The organism is Psychrobacter sp. CX10, assembly GCF_057621575.2.
In genome coordinates, this window is record NZ_CM177736.1 from 2031637 (window position 1) to 2049631 (window position 17995).

At 44.1% G+C, this 17995-nt stretch carries 7 protein-coding genes; 1 reads left to right on the forward strand and 6 read right to left on the reverse strand.

All coding sequences use genetic code 11. The features are described 5' to 3' along the window. Nucleotides 1–11 precede the first annotated feature (11 nt). The 6 genes from AC21OH_RS08225 to AC21OH_RS08250 form a co-directional block, all read right to left on the reverse strand. On the reverse strand, nt 12–1574 hold the full coding sequence (locus AC21OH_RS08225) for a surface lipoprotein assembly modifier (RefSeq protein WP_487371560.1): 1563 nt from the start codon (nt 1572–1574) through the stop codon (nt 12–14). 279 nt (nt 1575–1853) lie between these two features. Beyond that, nucleotides 1854–10559 (reverse strand): transferrin-binding protein-like solute binding protein, encoded by an 8706-nt coding sequence (locus AC21OH_RS08230; protein WP_491139528.1) that lies wholly within the window; start codon nt 10557–10559, stop codon nt 1854–1856. A gap of 390 nt (nt 10560–10949) precedes the next feature. After that, nucleotides 10950–12326 (reverse strand): hypothetical protein, encoded by a 1377-nt coding sequence (locus AC21OH_RS08235; protein WP_487370944.1) that lies wholly within the window; start codon nt 12324–12326, stop codon nt 10950–10952. A gap of 357 nt (nt 12327–12683) precedes the next feature. Further along, nucleotides 12684–13091 carry a hypothetical protein gene (locus AC21OH_RS08240; RefSeq protein ID WP_487370943.1) on the reverse strand — a complete coding sequence of 136 codons (408 nt, stop codon included), beginning with the start codon at nt 13089–13091 and terminating at the stop codon, nt 12684–12686. 646 nt (nt 13092–13737) lie between these two features. Next, the gene (locus AC21OH_RS08245) at nt 13738–15114 is read right to left on the reverse strand and encodes a hypothetical protein (RefSeq protein ID WP_487370942.1); all 1377 of its coding nucleotides are present in this window, start codon (nt 15112–15114) and stop codon (nt 13738–13740) included. 245 nt (nt 15115–15359) lie between these two features. Continuing rightward, a complete protein-coding gene (locus tag AC21OH_RS08250; protein WP_487370941.1) occupies nt 15360–15638 on the reverse strand; it encodes a SlyX family protein in 279 nt (92 codons plus the stop codon). A 340-nt stretch (nt 15639–15978) separates the two neighbouring features. Between AC21OH_RS08250 and AC21OH_RS08255 the strand changes: the two genes are divergently transcribed. Next, entirely contained in the window at nt 15979–17919 is a 1941-nt protein-coding gene (locus tag AC21OH_RS08255) for an ATP-binding cassette domain-containing protein (RefSeq protein ID WP_487370940.1), read from the forward strand. Nucleotides 17920–17995 lie beyond the last annotated feature (76 nt).

Below are 17995 nucleotides of genomic sequence, written 5' to 3' on the forward strand. Positions count from 1 at the left end.
TAAGACCAGCATTAAAACGTTTTAGTCAGCAATATGGTTGCGCTTTTATCATCACGGTCATCATAATACTTAAAGTTACTGCTTGTTTTTTCATAGTCTAGAACCAATCGTGGTGTTAGACCAAGAACGGTCAAATCACGTTTCCATACTTGAATATCAATTGAAGCTGTTTTGTCTTCACGACTGGTATCGTTCCCCTCTATCCTATAGGTTCTATAGAAAAACTCTGCAATATCATCAGAAGGCTTATCATAATCTTTGATAGCGTAGCTGACAGACGTTAATGTAGAAATTCCTTTAGTCCACTCCCTACCCCACCCTGCATTGACCGAATTACGGTCATAGCTTAAAAAACTGGTTTTATCGACATCGTTATCGTAGCGCCCAACACCGCCGTAAAAATATTCATTGGCATCTTTAAGATATAGTGCATTTAATCCCAAAAATAAGCCATCTGCCTCACGAAGATCGTCGTCATCATCGTCTATGGTTTCATTAGAATACATCGTAGATGCTGTCAATTTCAATTTAGGCTTGATCCATTTTGACCCGCTAATGGTCACTCCTTTTCGCCAGCTATAAGGATCTTCATCATAAAAGCGCTTCGTCACAAATGGTGTGGCTGATACATCAATCTTCGCATCATCATAACCTACCCCAGCAGATGCCGTTACAAGATAATCATTATAATCGCTATTGTCCCAATAACCTTTTAACGAGACATTACTACCAGCAGTCGCATAAAAGTTTTTATCCAAATTAATGCGCTTTTTAGCACTTGCGGAGACTTGAACGCCCTTACCTGATTCAGGTTCGACAGTGGTCCCGTATAAGGATTCAATCGAACTTTCAGGAACCCCATTTAGATTGTCGTCTTGGATGTAGCTTAATGACGCATTGAATCGCCATTCTTCTTGCTGATCAATACGCGTAATTAAACGATCGACACTGTTTAAAACAGGCTGAGGTATATCTGCAGCTTTTAGTTTTTGCAACTGGTCACGTGCTGAGGCGTATTGTTTGTCTGCATACAAGGCTTGAGCCATGTTAAGACGAACGGGGTGAAAATCTGGATTATTAACAAGCATCTTTTTATAGATAGATATCGCTTTTTTATTTTCTCCCTGACTACGGTATACCAATGCATCTGCAAAATTAATGAGCATGGGATCATTCGTTTGCAGGGCTTTGTAGTGAGGAAGTAAGGCACTTACAGTGGCCATATCTTGAGCCGCTATAGCAGAATTTAAAAACTGAGTAAACGCTACAGGATCAGCTTTAAGCGCATTTAAATCGTAACCTAGCGCAGATTTTAGTTTTTGACGTTCATCCAAGGCTTTCTGAGCTTCTATATCTGATACTTTTGCGCTTGGAACGTAGGTGCCTGGAATGAGGTTCTGACGTTCACGCTTAATTAATTCTTCTGCTTGATCAGTATTTGCTTGAGTGTCTTCAATAAAATTTGAAGGGATATCATCGATATTATCCGTTGCCGCAAGTGCAGTGGATGAATAAACGGCACCGTAAATAACGACTGTTTTTGTAAGCGTCTTTAATAGATGTGATTGCGACATAGTTTTCCCTAACTTAATTCCTGAATAATAATATTCAGCGTCCATTTTTATATACTATCGTGTGTATTATACCTAGCCTAGGTAGGTAGTGAATTATTTAAATTTGAATAAATATATTACACTATTTAAAAAGTATAAGTATAAGATATTACTAAATTTTAGTAGTTGTTACTTGGTTTTTAGTAGTGATTATTAAATCCTGAGTATAAACAAAGCGCCCTAAGGCGCTTTTGTTGTTTAGCTATATTATAAAGTGTCTTAATTTATGAGCTCATTGACTTATTGCTTAGTAGCGCCAAACGTACCTTGGAAGGTGGTACCGGTGCCAGCACCTGTACCTGAGCCGCCTTTAGTTTGATTCTCTTGATAAATACCTCCTAAGAATTGAGCATCTTCACCAAAGAAACCACCTGAGGTATGTACTGAATTGGCTACATTATCATTAGCAAACGTATTACCAGTTATGCTAGCTTCGATACCAATTTGATTCCCCTGTGGCATATATTCATAATTACCCTCTGGGAATAACAATGTACCTTCAAGTTTTGAATTGATAAAGTCTACACTAAATTCTGATGAACCATTAAGTACAGGAGACATTGCAGTACCATCAAGTAAATGAATATTCTCAACGTATGTGGCATCACCTTGATATGCGACTAGTCCATCATTGATGTTGTTATTCACATTGTATTGAGCAAGGGCTTTCATGTAGTCCATATCTTCTTGAGCAGTAGCTTTACCTATAGCATAGACATTAGCATATCTAGACTTAATACCTGCAGCAAATCCTTCTTTGCGAAGATTACCGTACACATGCCCAATTTGCATGACTTCATTAAAATTCTTATACACTGAATTATAATCGACTTTTAATTCAATCTTACCAACTGGCGAATCGGCATTTTGAATAGCATCGGTATTCTGTGAATTTGATTTATAAAAACCATTTACGGCATCTATATCATCTGATCTTACAGTGGTTAGAACGACAGATTCTTCAAACTGTTCAGGTTTAACAGTATCTAAACGAGCATCAAACTTAGTAAAGTCTTTGAAATTTTGAATGCTGTCTTTTTCTTTTAGTATAGGCATTGTTTCGCCATTTTCATCTGTACCCGTTGCTGTAAAGTACTGTTTATCATTTACAAATTGACGGTATCCGATACGTTCCTCTGTTCCTAACCCTTCTTCACTGCTTAAAGTATTACTCATAAACCCACCGATATCTTCATTAGCAGGAGCAGTAGGATTTAAGGGTTCAACAGTAGGATCTATTGGATCAACTGGCTCAGTAGGCTCTGGTTCTGGTTTTACTCTTTCAGCACCATAGGTACCTTCAGCGTCATTTCCAGAATATACCCCACCTAATAGATCTGCACCACTACCATAGAAGCCGCCTGAGGTTTTAATACCATTAACATTACCAGCAAACTTATTACCTGAAATCGTAGCGCCAATCGTAATATCATCACTTGAGTCAAATTTAAGCTGACCATCAACTGACTTATTCACGAAGTCAACATTAAAGCTCGATTTACCATTTACATCAACAGTATCTCCATTTTTATAGGTAGCGACACCTGAATATTGGGCTTTACCGTTTTCAGTCTCTTTACCATCAGCAAGCTTTTGAATATCTGCTAAGTTAGTAGCGTTACCTTGAACATACGTAGTTGCAAGCTCATCTCTATCGAAAGTACGTCTCACCTTGCCATAGACATGACCAATTTGCATTTCATTATCAAAGTTATTATAAACTGACGTATAGTTGAAAGTACTTTGGACTGGCGTATTTACAGCATTTTTACCTAATACAGCAACTGAGCCATTACTTTGGGTAAAGCCATTACCAACATCCGTGGCATTTTCTGCGTCAAGATTTACAACAATAGGAGAGCGTACTATATTCTCATCTAATTCGTTAGTGCGAAGTACTAACTGATCATAACCTCCTGAGAAATTTTCGCCTTCGAAACTCTTATCGTCATATCCGGTATTTTGAACACCTGATAATGATGAGTCAGCAGCAACAAATTGATTTGCCAACTCTTCGGCTGCATCTGCACGAGCCTGAGCTTCCTGTGCAGCTAACTCAGCGGCTTCTTTCGCCTGTAATGCTTCATCTTTAGCCTCTTCAGCTGCATTTGCTTTTTGCTGAGCAGCTGTAGTAGCTGCATTGGCGGCTTCTACTTCTTCATTAGCCGTTTCAACTAATGCTTGAGCAGCTTCTACACGTGCATCAGCTTCTGCCTTAGCTTCACCAATGGCGAGCTCAGCTGCTGCTTTCTCGGCCTCAAGCGCTTGTTCTGCCGCTACTTTAGCTTCTAATGCTGCTTGTTCTGACTGTTGTGCGGTTTGAGCAGCTTGCTCGGCTGCTGCTTGAGCGTCTCTAGCCGCTTGTTCTGCTGCTTCTGCTGCTGCTGCTCGTTCTAATGCGGCTGCAAGTCCTCCATCTCCACCTTCGCCTGCATTGGCTAAGGCGTCTTCAGCTCTTGCTAAGGCTTCTTGGGCTCTAATCGCATCGGCTTGTGCCTGCTCTGCTGCTGCTTGCGCCGCTTCTGCTTTGGCTTGTTCGGCTGCTACTGCTGCTTGCGCCGCTTCTGCTTGCTCTTGTGCTGCTGTCGCGGCTGCTTCTGCTGCGGTTTGGGTGTCCGATTTAGCACCGTAGGTACCTTGAGCGCCATTGCCCTCATAGATACCACCGATGTACTGAGCGTCACCACCATAGAAACTACCTTCGGTTGCATAACCACTATTGGCTTCTGCAGAACCTGAGACCTGGTTACCGTTGATACCTGCTGTTAGACTAATATCACCTGCATTATCAAAGCTTAAGGTGCCATCAAGCGTCTTCGCGACAAAGTCTGCGGTAAATACTGATGATCCAAATTCAATTGCATTGCCTATACCAAGCGTGCGATACGTCGCATCACCGGTATAACCTGCTGTCCCTTCTGTTGGTACATTCGCCTCTTGTGTCGCATTACCTATGACTGCAATACCATCTACTGGAATTTCAGTACCTTGCAAACTTGCTGCGCCATCAATATGACCGATACGCATATCATCGCCATAGTCCTTATAAACAGATGTGTACTCTAATGGTAAGTCACCTAAAGCAGTCGGGATGATTGTATTGTCGGTATGACTCTTGAACCCATTCGCAAGATTAGTATCTTCATCACCTGATATATTAACGTCAACCTTTGGAAGAAGATCATTTGAAGCGATATCAGCTCTAGCAATAACATTGTCTTGTCCAATTTCAAAATCACGTGTAGTAACCACGAAATCTTCTAGACCAGCGACTGATGTACCCACATTAATAGATTGCACACCAGATTTGTCAGCTTCTGGATCATTCTTAATCTGTGCTGCTGTCTGTGCTTCTTGTGCCTCTGTCGTGGCTTGATTCGCTGCCACTATTTGTTCTTCCGCGGCTTGCTGTGCTGTCGCTGATGCCTGCTCTGCTGCCGCTTGGTCTGCTTGCGCCGCTTCTAGAGCTGCTTGACGACGCTCTACTTCTGCTTGTAGGGCGTCTGTGTTACCGCCGCCTGCTAGAGCATCTGCTAAGGCTTGTTCTGCTGCTTCAAGCGCTTCTTGCGCCGCTACTAGTTGTTCTTTAGCTTGCGCCGCTTCGTTTGCCGCGGCGTCCGCTTTCGCTTTTTCTGCTGCCGCTTGTTCTTGTGCAGTTTGGGCTGCTTGCTGCGCTGCTGCTGCTTCTTGCTGCGCTGCCTGTGTTTGTTCGTTTGCTTCGGCTACGGCTGCGTCTGCTTGAGCTTTTATCTCTTCGGCTTCTGCTTGGGTCGCTTCAAGTTGCGCGGCCGCCGCTACTGCCTGCTCTTTAGCCGCTTCGGCTTCAGCTTCTGCTGCTGCTACTGCCGCTTGTGCTTCTTCTTGCGCTTCCCCTATGGCAAGCTCTGCTGCTGCTTTCTCAGCCTCAAGCGCTTGTTCTGCTGCTGCTTGTGCTGCTGTCGCTGCTTGCGCGGCTTCTTGCGCTGTTTGCGCAGCTTGCTCGGCTGCTGCTTGCGCCGCTTCTGCTGCCGCTGCTCGTTCTAATGCGGCTGCAAGTCCTCCATCTCCACCTTCGCCTGCATTGGCTAAGGCGTCTTCGGCTCTTGCTAAGGCTTCTTGCGCGGCTGCTGCCTCTGCTTGTGCCTGCTCTGCTGCTGCTTGCGCCGCTTCTGCTTTGGCTTGTTCGGCTGCTACTGCTGCTTGCGCCGCTTCTGCTTGTTCTTGTGCAGCTGTCGCGGCTGCTTCTGCTTCGGTTTGGGTGTCCGATTTAGCACCGTAGGTACCTTGAGCCTCTTCATTGGCGTATACACCACCTAGGTACTGAGCATCACCGCCATAGAATCCACCTTCGGTTGCATAGCCTGCATTGTCTGCGGCTGCACCTGTGAATTGATTGCCTGTTATGTTGGCAGTTAGGTTGATATCCCCTACATTATCAAAGCTTAAGGTGCCATCAAGCGTCTTCGCGACAAAGTCTGCGGTAAATACTGATGATCCAAATTCAATAGCATTGCCTATGCCAAGCATGCGATACGTCGCATCACCGGTATAACCTGCTGTCCCTTCTGTTGGTACATTCGCCTCTTGTGTCGCATTACCGATAACGGCAGCACCGTTAACGGGTAAGGCACTGGTACCTAAGGCGGCTGATCCATCAATATGACCGATGCGCATGTCATCGCCAAAGTCTTTGTAAGTTGAGGTGTAGGTTAACGGTAGGTCTGCTGTGATTGGTGAGGTAATCGAAATGGTCGCTTCACCTTCGTATTCTTTAAAGCCATTTCCAGCATCTGCGTCATTATCTGATGAGGTGGTAATCTGTACGTCTGGTAGTAGACTATCCGAGGCGATATCTGAGCGTGCTTGTACACTGTCACTATCGGCTGTGAAGTCACGTGTGGTAGTGTTAAACACGCCAAGTGGGCCTGCGTTGACGTTAAGTGTTTGCACACCAGATTTGTCAGCTTCTGGATCATTCTTAATCTGTGCGGCTGTCTGTGCTTCTTGTGCCTCTGTCGTGGCTTGATTCGCTGCCACTATTTGTTCTTCCGCGGCTTGCTGTGCTGCCGCTGCTGCCTGCTCTGCTGCCGCTTGGTCTGCTTGCGCCGCTTCTAGAGCTGCTTGACGACGCTCTACTTCTGCTTGTAGGGCGTCTGTGTTACCGCCGCCTGCTAGAGCATCTGCTAAGGCTTGTTCTGCTGCTTCAAGCGCTTCTTGCGCCGCTACTAGTTGTTCTTTAGCTTGCGCTGCCTCATTTGCCGCGGCGTCCGCTTTCGCTTTTTCTGCTGCCGCTTGTTCTTGTGCAGTTTGGGCTGCTTGCTGCGCTGCTGCTGCTTCTTGCTGCGCTGCCTGTGTTTGTTCGTTTGCTTCGGCTACGGCTGCGTCTGCTTGAGCTTTTATCTCTTCGGCTTCTGCTTGGGTCGCTTCAAGTTGCGCGGCCGCCGCTGCTGCCTGCTCTTTAGCCGCTTCGGCTTCAGCTTCTGCTGCTGCTACTGCCGCTTGTGCTTCTTCTTGCGCTTCCCCTATGGCAAGCTCTGCTGCTGCTTTCTCAGCCTCAAGCGCTTGTTCTGCTGCTGCTTGTGCTGCTGTCGCTGCTTGCGCGGCTTCTTGCGCTGTTTGCGCAGCTTGCTCGGCTGCTGCTTGCGCCGCTTCTGCTGCCGCTGCTCGTTCTAATGCGGCTGCAAGTCCTCCATCTCCACCTTCGCCTGCATTGGCTAAGGCGTCTTCGGCTCTTGCTAAGGCTTCTTGCGCGGCTGCTGCCTCTGCTTGTGCCTGCTCTGCTGCTGCTTGCGCCGCTTCTGCTTTGGCTTGTTCGGCTGCTACTGCTGCTTGCGCCGCTTCTGCTTGTTCTTGTGCAGCTGTCACGGCTGCTTCTGCTTCGGTTTGGGTGTCCGATTTAGCACCGTAGGTACCTTGAGCCTCTTCATTGGCGTATACACCACCTAGGTACTGAGCATCACCGCCATAGAATCCACCTTCGGTTGCATAGCCTGCATTGTCTGCGGCTGCACCTGTGAATTGATTGCCTGTTATGTTGGCAGTTAGGTTGATATCCCCTACATTATCAAAGCTTAAGGTGCCATCAAGCGTCTTCGCGACAAAGTCTGCGGTAAATACTGATGATCCAAATTCAATAGCATTGCCTATGCCAAGCATGCGATACGTCGCATCACCGGTATAACCTGCTGTCCCTTCTGTTGGTACATTCGCCTCTTGTGTCGCATTACCGATAACGGCAGCACCGTTAACGGGTAAGGCACTGGTACCTAAGGCGGCTGATCCATCAATATGACCGATGCGCATGTCATCGCCAAAGTCTTTGTAAGTTGAGGTGTAGGTTAACGGTAGGTCTGCTGTGATTGGTGAGGTAATCGAAATGGTCGCTTCACCTTCGTATTCTTTAAAGCCATTTCCAGCATCTGCGTCATTATCTGATGAGGTGGTAATCTGTACGTCTGGTAGTAGACTATCCGAGGCGATATCTGAGCGTGCTTGTACACTGTCACTATCGGCTGTGAAGTCACGTGTGGTAGTGTTAAACACGCCAAGTGGGCCTGCGTTGACGTTAAGTGTTTGCACACCAGATTTGTCAGCTTCTGGATCATTCTTAATCTGTGCGGCTGTCTGTGCTTCTTGTGCCTCTGTCGTGGCTTGATTCGCTGCCACTATTTGTTCTTCCGCGGCTTGCTGTGCTGTCGCTGATGCCTGCTCTGCTGCCGCTTGGTCTGCTTGCGCCGCTTCTAGAGCTGCTTGACGACGCTCTACTTCTGCTTGTAGGGCGTCTGTGTTACCGCCGCCTGCTAGAGCATCTGCTAAGGCTTGTTCTGCTGCTTCAAGCGCTTCTTGCGCCGCTACTAGTTGTTCTTTAGCTTGCGCCGCTTCGTTTGCCGCGGCGTCCGCTTTCGCTTTTTCTGCTGCCGCTTGTTCTTGTGCAGTTTGGGCTGCTTGCTGCGCTGCTGCTGCTTCTTGCTGCGCTGCCTGTGTTTGTTCGTTTGCTTCGGCTACGGCTGCGTCTGCTTGAGCTTTTATCTCTTCGGCTTCTGCTTGGGTCGCTTCAAGTTGCGCGGCCGCCGCTACTGCCTGCTCTTTAGCCGCTTCGGCTTCAGCTTCTGCTGCTGCTACTGCCGCTTGTGCTTCTTCTTGCGCTTCCCCTATGGCAAGCTCTGCTGCTGCTTTCTCAGCCTCAAGCGCTTGTTCTGCTGCTGCTTGTGCTGCTGTCGCTGCTTGCGCGGCTTCTTGCGCTGTTTGCGCAGCTTGCTCGGCTGCTGCTTGCGCCGCTTCTGCTGCCGCTGCTCGTTCTAATGCGGCTGCAAGTCCTCCATCTCCACCTTCGCCTGCATTGGCTAAGGCGTCTTCGGCTCTTGCTAAGGCTTCTTGCGCGGCTGCTGCCTCTGCTTGTGCCTGCTCTGCTGCTGCTTGCGCCGCTTCTGCTTTGGCTTGTTCGGCTGCTACTGCTGCTTGCGCCGCTTCTGCTTGTTCTTGTGCAGCTGTCGCGGCTGCTTCTGCTTCGGTTTGGGTGTCCGATTTAGCACCGTAGGTACCTTGAGCCTCTTCATTGGCGTATACACCACCTAGGTACTGAGCATCACCGCCATAGAATCCACCTTCGGTTGCATAGCCTGCATTGTCTGCGGCTGCACCTGTGAATTGATTGCCTGTTATGTTGGCAGTTAGGTTGATATCCCCTACATTATCAAAGCTTAAGGTGCCATCAAGCGTCTTCGCGACAAAGTCTGCGGTAAATACTGATGATCCAAATTCAATAGCATTGCCTATGCCAAGCATGCGATACGTCGCATCACCGGTATAACCTGCTGTCCCTTCTGTTGGTACATTCGCCTCTTGTGTCGCATTACCGATAACGGCAGCACCGTTAACGGGTAAGGCACTGGTACCTAAGGCGGCTGATCCATCAATATGACCGATGCGCATGTCATCGCCAAAGTCTTTGTAAGTTGAGGTGTAGGTTAACGGTAGGTCTGCTGTGATTGGTGAGGTAATCGAAATGGTCGCTTCACCTTCGTATTCTTTAAAGCCATTTCCAGCATCTGCGTCATTATCTGATGAGGTGGTAATCTGTACGTCTGGTAGTAGACTATCCGAGGCGATATCTGAGCGTGCTTGTACACTGTCACTATCGGCTGTGAAGTCACGTGTGGTAGTGTTAAACACGCCAAGTGGGCCTGCGTTGACGTTAAGTGTTTGCACACCAGATTTGTCAGCTTCTGGATCATTCTTAATCTGTGCGGCTGTCTGTGCTTCTTGTGCCTCTGTCGTGGCTTGATTCGCTGCCACTATTTGTTCTTCCGCGGCTTGCTGTGCTGCCGCTGCTGCCTGCTCTGCTGCCGCTTGGTCTGCTTGCGCCGCTTCTAGAGCTGCTTGACGACGCTCTACTTCTGCTTGTAGGGCGTCTGTGTTACCGCCGCCTGCTAGAGCATCTGCTAAGGCTTGTTCTGCTGCTTCAAGCGCTTCTTGCGCCGCTACTAGTTGTTCTTTAGCTTGCGCCGCTTCCTCTGCCGCGGCGTCCGCTTTCGCTTTTTCTGCTGCCGCTTGTTCTTTTTGTGCAGCTGCTTCTTGTTTAGCACTTTCTAATTCTGCTTTTAAGGCTTGTAGTTCTTCATCGCTGATACTGTTTTCATTGCCACCGTTATCACCGCCACCGCTATCACCGCCGCCGTTATCACCGCCGCCGTTATCACCACCGCCGTTTTCACCGCCACCGTTATCACCGCCACCGTTTTCACCGCCACCGTTTTCACCACCGCCGTCTTCATCACCACCGTCTTCATCACCACCACCTGGAATAGTCGTTGTTGGTGGATTGACATAGGGGTCACTATTTGAACCGCCACAAGCAGCTAAGAGAACTGACGTAATCAGTACTACACTAGCTTTTAAAGGCGTGTTGATTTTTTTTGCTGATGAAAGCGATGAGATAGGTGCAATAGAAGTTTGCTGAAATGACATTAGTCTTCCTCCATGAAAGATGATAATAGTCCATTAAAATAATTGGTTCTTAAAGCTCAAAACTAAACTAACTAAATTATGAGGTTGATAATTTGAGTACTATTAAATATTAATATAACAGTTAATACAATAGTTTATAAAGTTTTTTGAAAATAATGCCCCGTTAGGACATTTAATTTGTAACATATTTTATTTAATACATACAAAATTATTATCCATCTAAACGTGTTATGTATTGATTTTTAAAAGGTTAAAGTAACTTAACCGCATAATAGCACAATGATTAATTTTAATTCAGAATTATAGAATTTAACAGGCAACTCTTTAAACTAAAAGCCCACTCATGTTCATAAGTAAGCTTTTTAAAATAAAATTATAATATTGTATGAGTTATAAACTTTGATAAGACAGTTTAACGCCAGCTATATAACCATCGTTTTCTTCAAACTTACTTACCGTACTTCCATTAGGTAACGCACCCGTTGCATCACCAAAGTTCAAATATTTACCACCGGCAGAAATAGCCCACTCAGGGGTCATATTAAACTTCATACCACCGCCAATACTATAATAACCATCAATGGTTCCTAATGTGCTCGTTGGATCACCTGCGCCGCTGTCCCAACCAACAACTATAGAGCCTGCCAACCTTTCATTAAATCGTTTAGCCAGCCCAACATCAACCTTCCATTGATCTTCGCCATATGCAATTAATGGTAATCCATCTGGATCATCGACAGAGGCTTTAGATAAAGCGTTATATAATGGTGGCACAATAGAAAAGTCACTCCACGGCACCCAGCGTACATCAAGTGTACCTAGAAGCTGGTATTTCTCGCTCAATCCAGTTTGGAAATTAAGATTAACAGACTCAGGGGTTTTAACGTTTGCTTCATTAACCCCTCTACCTCCATTTGCAACCGCATCCGTGATCAAAGTTGATGTACTTACTGATGGCGGAAGTTGACTCACAACTAATCCACTAATAGCACTACCTGCAATTGGTAAATATTCGGCAACAGGCGCTTCATGTTCAATTTTAGAGCGGTAGGTAAGATTCGCTTTTAATGCAATTTCTGGAACACTATATCCCACACCAGCCACCCAACCGACTGCCGAATCAGTGTTAATACTCGCATTATAACCAGTTAAGGGTCCGTAAGCTTGCCCGCTGAGTCTGACGTTCGCTTTAGCTTTTTGAAGAACGGGTCCACCAAAGATTCGTAAGCCGTCTGCTTTATAGCCAAGCAGTCCTGTCCATGACTCTGTATGTACAGACACTTTTGAGTTTGGTTTATAATTAGGATTATTAAGCTGAGGGTTTATAAGATCACTTTGAAAGCCAATCTGTAGTTTGCCACTGACTATATTTTGCTTACCAGGCTGTCCAACAAACTTACTATTGCCTTCATATTCAACTTCAGCGCCCCATGGCTCATCATAAAAAACGCCAATACTAAAAGCATCATTTACATCTGTCTTAACGCCATAACGCATAAAGGTATAACTATCTTGGGTCATGTTGCCAGTTGGGCCGCCTTTTATATAATCTTCATCAGCAGATACACCATAAATATTAGCATCGTTATCATAACCTGAAATATCAGTATCGATATAGGCATAGTCAACTTCTGCATAGGTACCATCGTTAAAGAATCCTTTGATATCTTGACCAGATCTATCAAGGCCGGCAGCATGTGTTAAAGAAGCTACGGGTAAGGATAAGATTGCAAGAGTAAGTTTAGAGATTGGTAAAATTTGAGACATTTGTGTTCCTCCTTAAAAATAGTCACCGAATGCGTCATGTATAAAACATAAACATTTCAGTGTGTGGCATTCCTTTGCCGTAATACTAGGGCGTGTACCTAGTCAAATGATTAGATAAGCTATCTACTTATAATATAAAAACACATCATAGTCAAAAGTCATTATAACAATGAACGCTTTATTATCACGTTGACGATGCTTAATGCTGTCTATAATTAATGTTTATAAGTATCAATTAAATTACCTTTAAATTAATAATGTTGCCCAATTAAAAAGTACTGGTCAATATAAAAGGTAGCATACTTATGCTCCCTCTATTTCAGGTTTTGTATAGGCAAAACCTGCGAGCCAGCCTGTTTAACGATCGGGCGTAATGGTCATGTTATAGCCATTAAATGGTCCATATGCTATACCACGAAGCTCAACCTCGCCTTCTGCACGTTGCAAGACTGGCCCAGCATATACCTGAAATTCTTTGCTTTGACCAAACTTAGCCCCTAATATGCCAGTTAAACCATAGGTACGCACACTGACATCCGTGCCGCTACCTGCTGTTGATTGGCTAGCAGCAAGCGCGCTGCCTTGAAGTAGTGCAGCTTGACTTGATGTTATAAATCCAGCGGCTACCGCATTTTGTAGGCTACCCGCCTGTGCGACAATAGCATCTATACGGTTTTGAAAGCCAGCCGCATCGTAAGCGCCATTTGCCACAAAGTTACTTGAATCGCGATAGGCAGCTTCTGCACCATAGGGCTCATCATACAATACTCCTATACTAAAGGTGTCATCAAGATCAGTCTTAACCCCATAACGGAAAAAGTCATACTCATCGGCAATATCACCAGTTTTATTACCAGAAGTATCTACACCTTTGACATCAACATCTTAATACGTATAGACGGCTTCAGCATAGGTACCATCTTGGAAAAAAGCACTTGTATCCTAACCTGATCGATCTCGACCAGCAGAATGTGACAATGATGCCAAAGACAGTGCAATAAGCACTAAGGTAAGTTTTGATAAAGGGGATTTTTTGAACATTTGGAACTCTCTATGAAAAATTATTCTCTATTTCATGTATATAAACATTTGTAGTAAAGAATTAGGTACATCCTGTACTTGATAATCCAGCGGTCCAAATTAAGACACCTTATATAAGGCGTTTAAAACAATAAAAAGGCTAACCATTTAAACTGATTTAAACATGAGTTTAAATCTGACAACTGTTGTCATCATAGTTAAAGTTTGGAGTGATATCAATCAAAGCATTTGTATTTGTCCATAAAAAAAGCGGCCCCAGAGCCGCTTATTTTATAAAACATTGATAAGACATTGAAATTGATAAAATCAATAAGTAGTGACTTAAATGTCTACATTTATAAGCGTATTTAGGCAACCTTGCCTCAAAAGCTTATTTGTCTTGGTAAGCCAATTTAACACCCGCTATGAATCCGTCATTGTCATCGAATTTACTAACAATTGAACCGCTAGGTATTCTGCCTTTTGCATCACCAAACATCAAATATTTACCACCTGCTGATAAGGCCCAGTTTTTATTTAGGTCATACTTGGCACCAAGTCCCACACTATAATAGCCTTCAATAGGTCCTAAAGAAGTGGTCGGATTGCCTGCGCCACTGTCCCAGCCTATTGAACCTGAAACTGCTAAATTAGGGGCAACACGTTTACCTAAGCCTAATTCAACTAGCCATTGATCGTCTTCATAATCTACAAGATTCAATCCTGATGGACCGAATCGACCCGAAGTTTTGGTTACGCCATTATATAAAGGCGGTGTGATAGCAAAATCACCCCATGGCACCCAGCGTACTCTTGCCGTAGCTAAGGTAGTAGGATTAATACCCGTTTGGAAATCGAAGTTAACGGACTCTGGCGTCGTAATTTTCATATCGTTGGTTTGGATAGGAGAAGTACCCACTAATGCCGCTAAAGGAAAGGTTTCAGCCGCCGTGACATCATGATCGATCTCAGAGCGATACGTTAAAGCTGCTTTTAGCGCAATTTCTGGCTTGCTGTATTTAAAACCTGCAATCCAGCCATAATCTGTATCTGGATTAACGTTTAAGTCGTAAGCCGTTGCAGTCTCATAAGCATCCCCACGCAAATGTACTTCTGCAGTTAAACGCTGAGCAACGGGACCACCATAAACTTGAAACTCTTTATTTTGACCAAAATTCACGCCTAAAATGCCTGTAATACTTTCAGAACGTACCTCCACATTGGTTTCATCATTGCTAGATAACACGCCATCAAGTACAGCTTCAAGCCCTCTTAAACGAGTAACATCAGCAACAGTTGCGCCACCAGGCTGTCCAACAGAACTTGCTACCACATTTACATATTGTTTGAACCCAGCGACATTAGTGATTGGTGTATTACCAAGGCTTAGCCCTTGAGATTGAATGACCTTATCTGCATAAATCGACGGCGGGGCGATAAAGGCGTTATCACCTTGATAATCAGCAGCAGCACCCCACGGCTCATCATATAAAATACCAATACTAAAGGTATCATCGATGTCTGCTTTTACACCATAACGGAAGAAGTCATAATCTTCAGCAATATCTTTAACTTTATTGCCATAAATATCTTTACCAGTGATATCTGCATCAATGTAAGCATAACTGGCTTCGGCATACGTACCGTCTTGAAAAAAGGCAGTAGTATCTTGACCTGAACGATCTAATCCTGCAGCTGATGCAACGCTTGCAACAGAAAATGTAGCAATAGCAGTCACTAGCAATTTAATATTTGAGTTTATCGACATAGATGTCTCCAAAGTCCATTTTAAGAACGGATATAGGTGTTAAATAGTGAATAAATAATAAAGATAGGAACACTCAAAAAATAGATAATATAGAAATATTAATCTCGGCTTTTAAGCTAACGCTAATATTACTCAAGTGTTAATTCAATTGCAACATATTGATACAATTAAACTTATCATTATACTCCTTTAACTTAGTGATTATTTATAGCAGTGAAGATAAAGGTAGCTATTCGGATCAGACCCTAATAGTGAGGGGGTACTTCAGATGCAGGATCAAAATGCGCAATGCTTGATTCGTTTTGACGGTTTATCTGACCATATAATAATTGCAGTTGTCGCTGCATGTCTTGAATTTGTTTGTCTTGACGAGCGATAACCTCATCTAAGCTATCAACAGATAATTCTAAATGCGCGACTTTAGACTGCAAATCCATAATGGTATTATGGTCATCTGAATCGTTGCTGGTTGAATCAGTACTAGCTAAGTTGATGCTAGATGGTAGGCTAGGTACATTACTCATAAGGCACATTACTCATAAATGATGGCTTCTCGGTTTAAAGCTAATACACGGTTGCTGAAATAAATTCACCGCCCCGGCTTTCAATGATTTCTATGCGAACACAATATATTACCTTACTCTCAACACATTGCGTAGGCTGTAGCTTTAGACCAGCATATAAAATTAATAGATACGTTTGGCTGGGCTAAAAGCATCAGCCTACAATGGATTGTAATAAGTTGAGAGTGAGGTATACGTTATATTTATATAACTAAAGCAATCAATGTATAGCCGCATGATATACTGTATCCAATATTAACATGTAATCCTTAATTAAATACACCGTGGTAATTTTATATATATGGCACTTATTAACTTAAAAGATGTACATCTGGCTTTCGGCATTGCCCCCATACTTGATGGTATCAATCTAAGTATTGAAGCTGGGGAACGTGTTTGTCTCATTGGACGTAATGGCGAAGGCAAATCTACGCTATTTAAACTTATTGATGGAAGAATCCAACCTGATGGTGGTGAAGTTATCATCAATAGCAGCGTCAAAGTGGCCATGCTCGAACAAGACGTACCTGAAACTAACGGACGTATTTTAGACATCGTTATGGGCGGAGATAAAAAAATAGCAGACTTATTAATTGCCTATAACCAAAAAGCGGATGCTTGTGCTTCAGGCGATATGGATGCCTGTGAAGACATGTCGCATCTGCAACATGATATTGATGCCGCTCATGGTTGGGATTTAGAGCGAGAAGCTCGTCAGATCATAACTACTATGGGACTTGACCCTGAAGATGATTTGTCTTCATTGTCAGGCGGACGAAAACGCCGTGTGTTACTCGCCCGCTCATTAGTCACTAAGCCGGATATTCTTTTGCTTGATGAGCCAACCAACCATCTAGATGTCGCCAGTATCGAATGGTTAGAGCAGTTTTTAAAAGACTGGCAAGGTTTAACCTTGTTGTTTGTTACCCATGATAGGGCTTTTGTCGACAAGTTAGCGACCCGCATAATCGAATTAGATCGTGGTAAGCTTTCAAGCTATGATGTGACTCAGGGGGCTCGCGGTTATGCCCGTTATCAAGAGCTTAAAGAACAGCAGCTTTTGGCTGAAGAGAAAAATAATGCTAATTTTGATAAAAAACTGGCCCAAGAAGAAGTTTGGATTCGTCAAGGGATAAAGGCGCGTCGTACCCGTAATGAGGGCCGCGTTCGAGATTTAAAGAAACTACGTGAAGAACGTCAGCAGCGTCGTGAACAAGTCGGTAATGTCAATATCACCATGACCAGCGGCGATAAGAGTGGCAAGCTAGTCTGTAAAGTTAAAAACCTGCATCTAGAATACGATGGTAATGTACTGGTAAATGACTTTAGTACTACTATTATTCGTGGTGATAAAATTGGCATTATTGGCCCTAATGGTGCGGGTAAAACTACTCTGATAAAAGCCATTTTAGGCGAGTCTGATGATGAGGTGATCAAAAGAGGTAGCGTCACTTTAGGTACTAATTTACAGATTGCCTTTTTTGATCAGCTGCGCGATCAGTTAGATCTAGAAGCGAGTGTGGCTCAAAACGTCTCTGAAGGTTCTGACTTTATTGAGATTGGTGGTAAAAAAACCCACATAATGAGCTACCTACAAGACTTCTTATTTGCACCAGAGCGCGCCCGAACACCAGTTAAAGCCTTATCAGGTGGTGAAAGAAACCGAGTGCTACTAGCTAAGCAGTTGTTAAAACCTGCCAATATTATGGTACTTGATGAGCCAACTAATGATTTAGACATGGCCACACTTGAGTTACTTGAAGAAGCGGTGGCTAATTTTGATGGTACTATTTTACTCATTAGTCACGACCGTGCCTTTATGGACAATGTGGTTACGTCAACTTGGGTGTTTGATCAAGATGATGATGGCAATGGCATTGTTAAAGAGTATGTTGGCGGCTATCAAGATTACTTAGTTCAAAAGCTGCGTGAAACCGCTCAATTGAATAAACCGAATGCGTCAAAAAATAAGAAACATACGAACACCACTGTTGTTTCTAAAGACAAAGAAGCAACACCTGCTAAACGCAAGCTAAGTTACAATGAACAACGTGAGTTCGATGCTTTACCTAATCAGATTTCTAAGCTTGAGCAAGAACAAAATGAACTACAGCAAAAACTGGCAGATGGATCTTGGTTTACTACTGATTTAAAAGCCGCAACGGCTGCTAGTGAACGACTCACTAAGATTGATGACGAATTGATGAGCAAATTGGAACGGTGGGATGAACTAGATAGTTAAATCGTTTTCTATTAGGCATTTTTAGTCACTCCTACCCCTATATTGAATATTATATTTATTATGACAGACGCTAAGC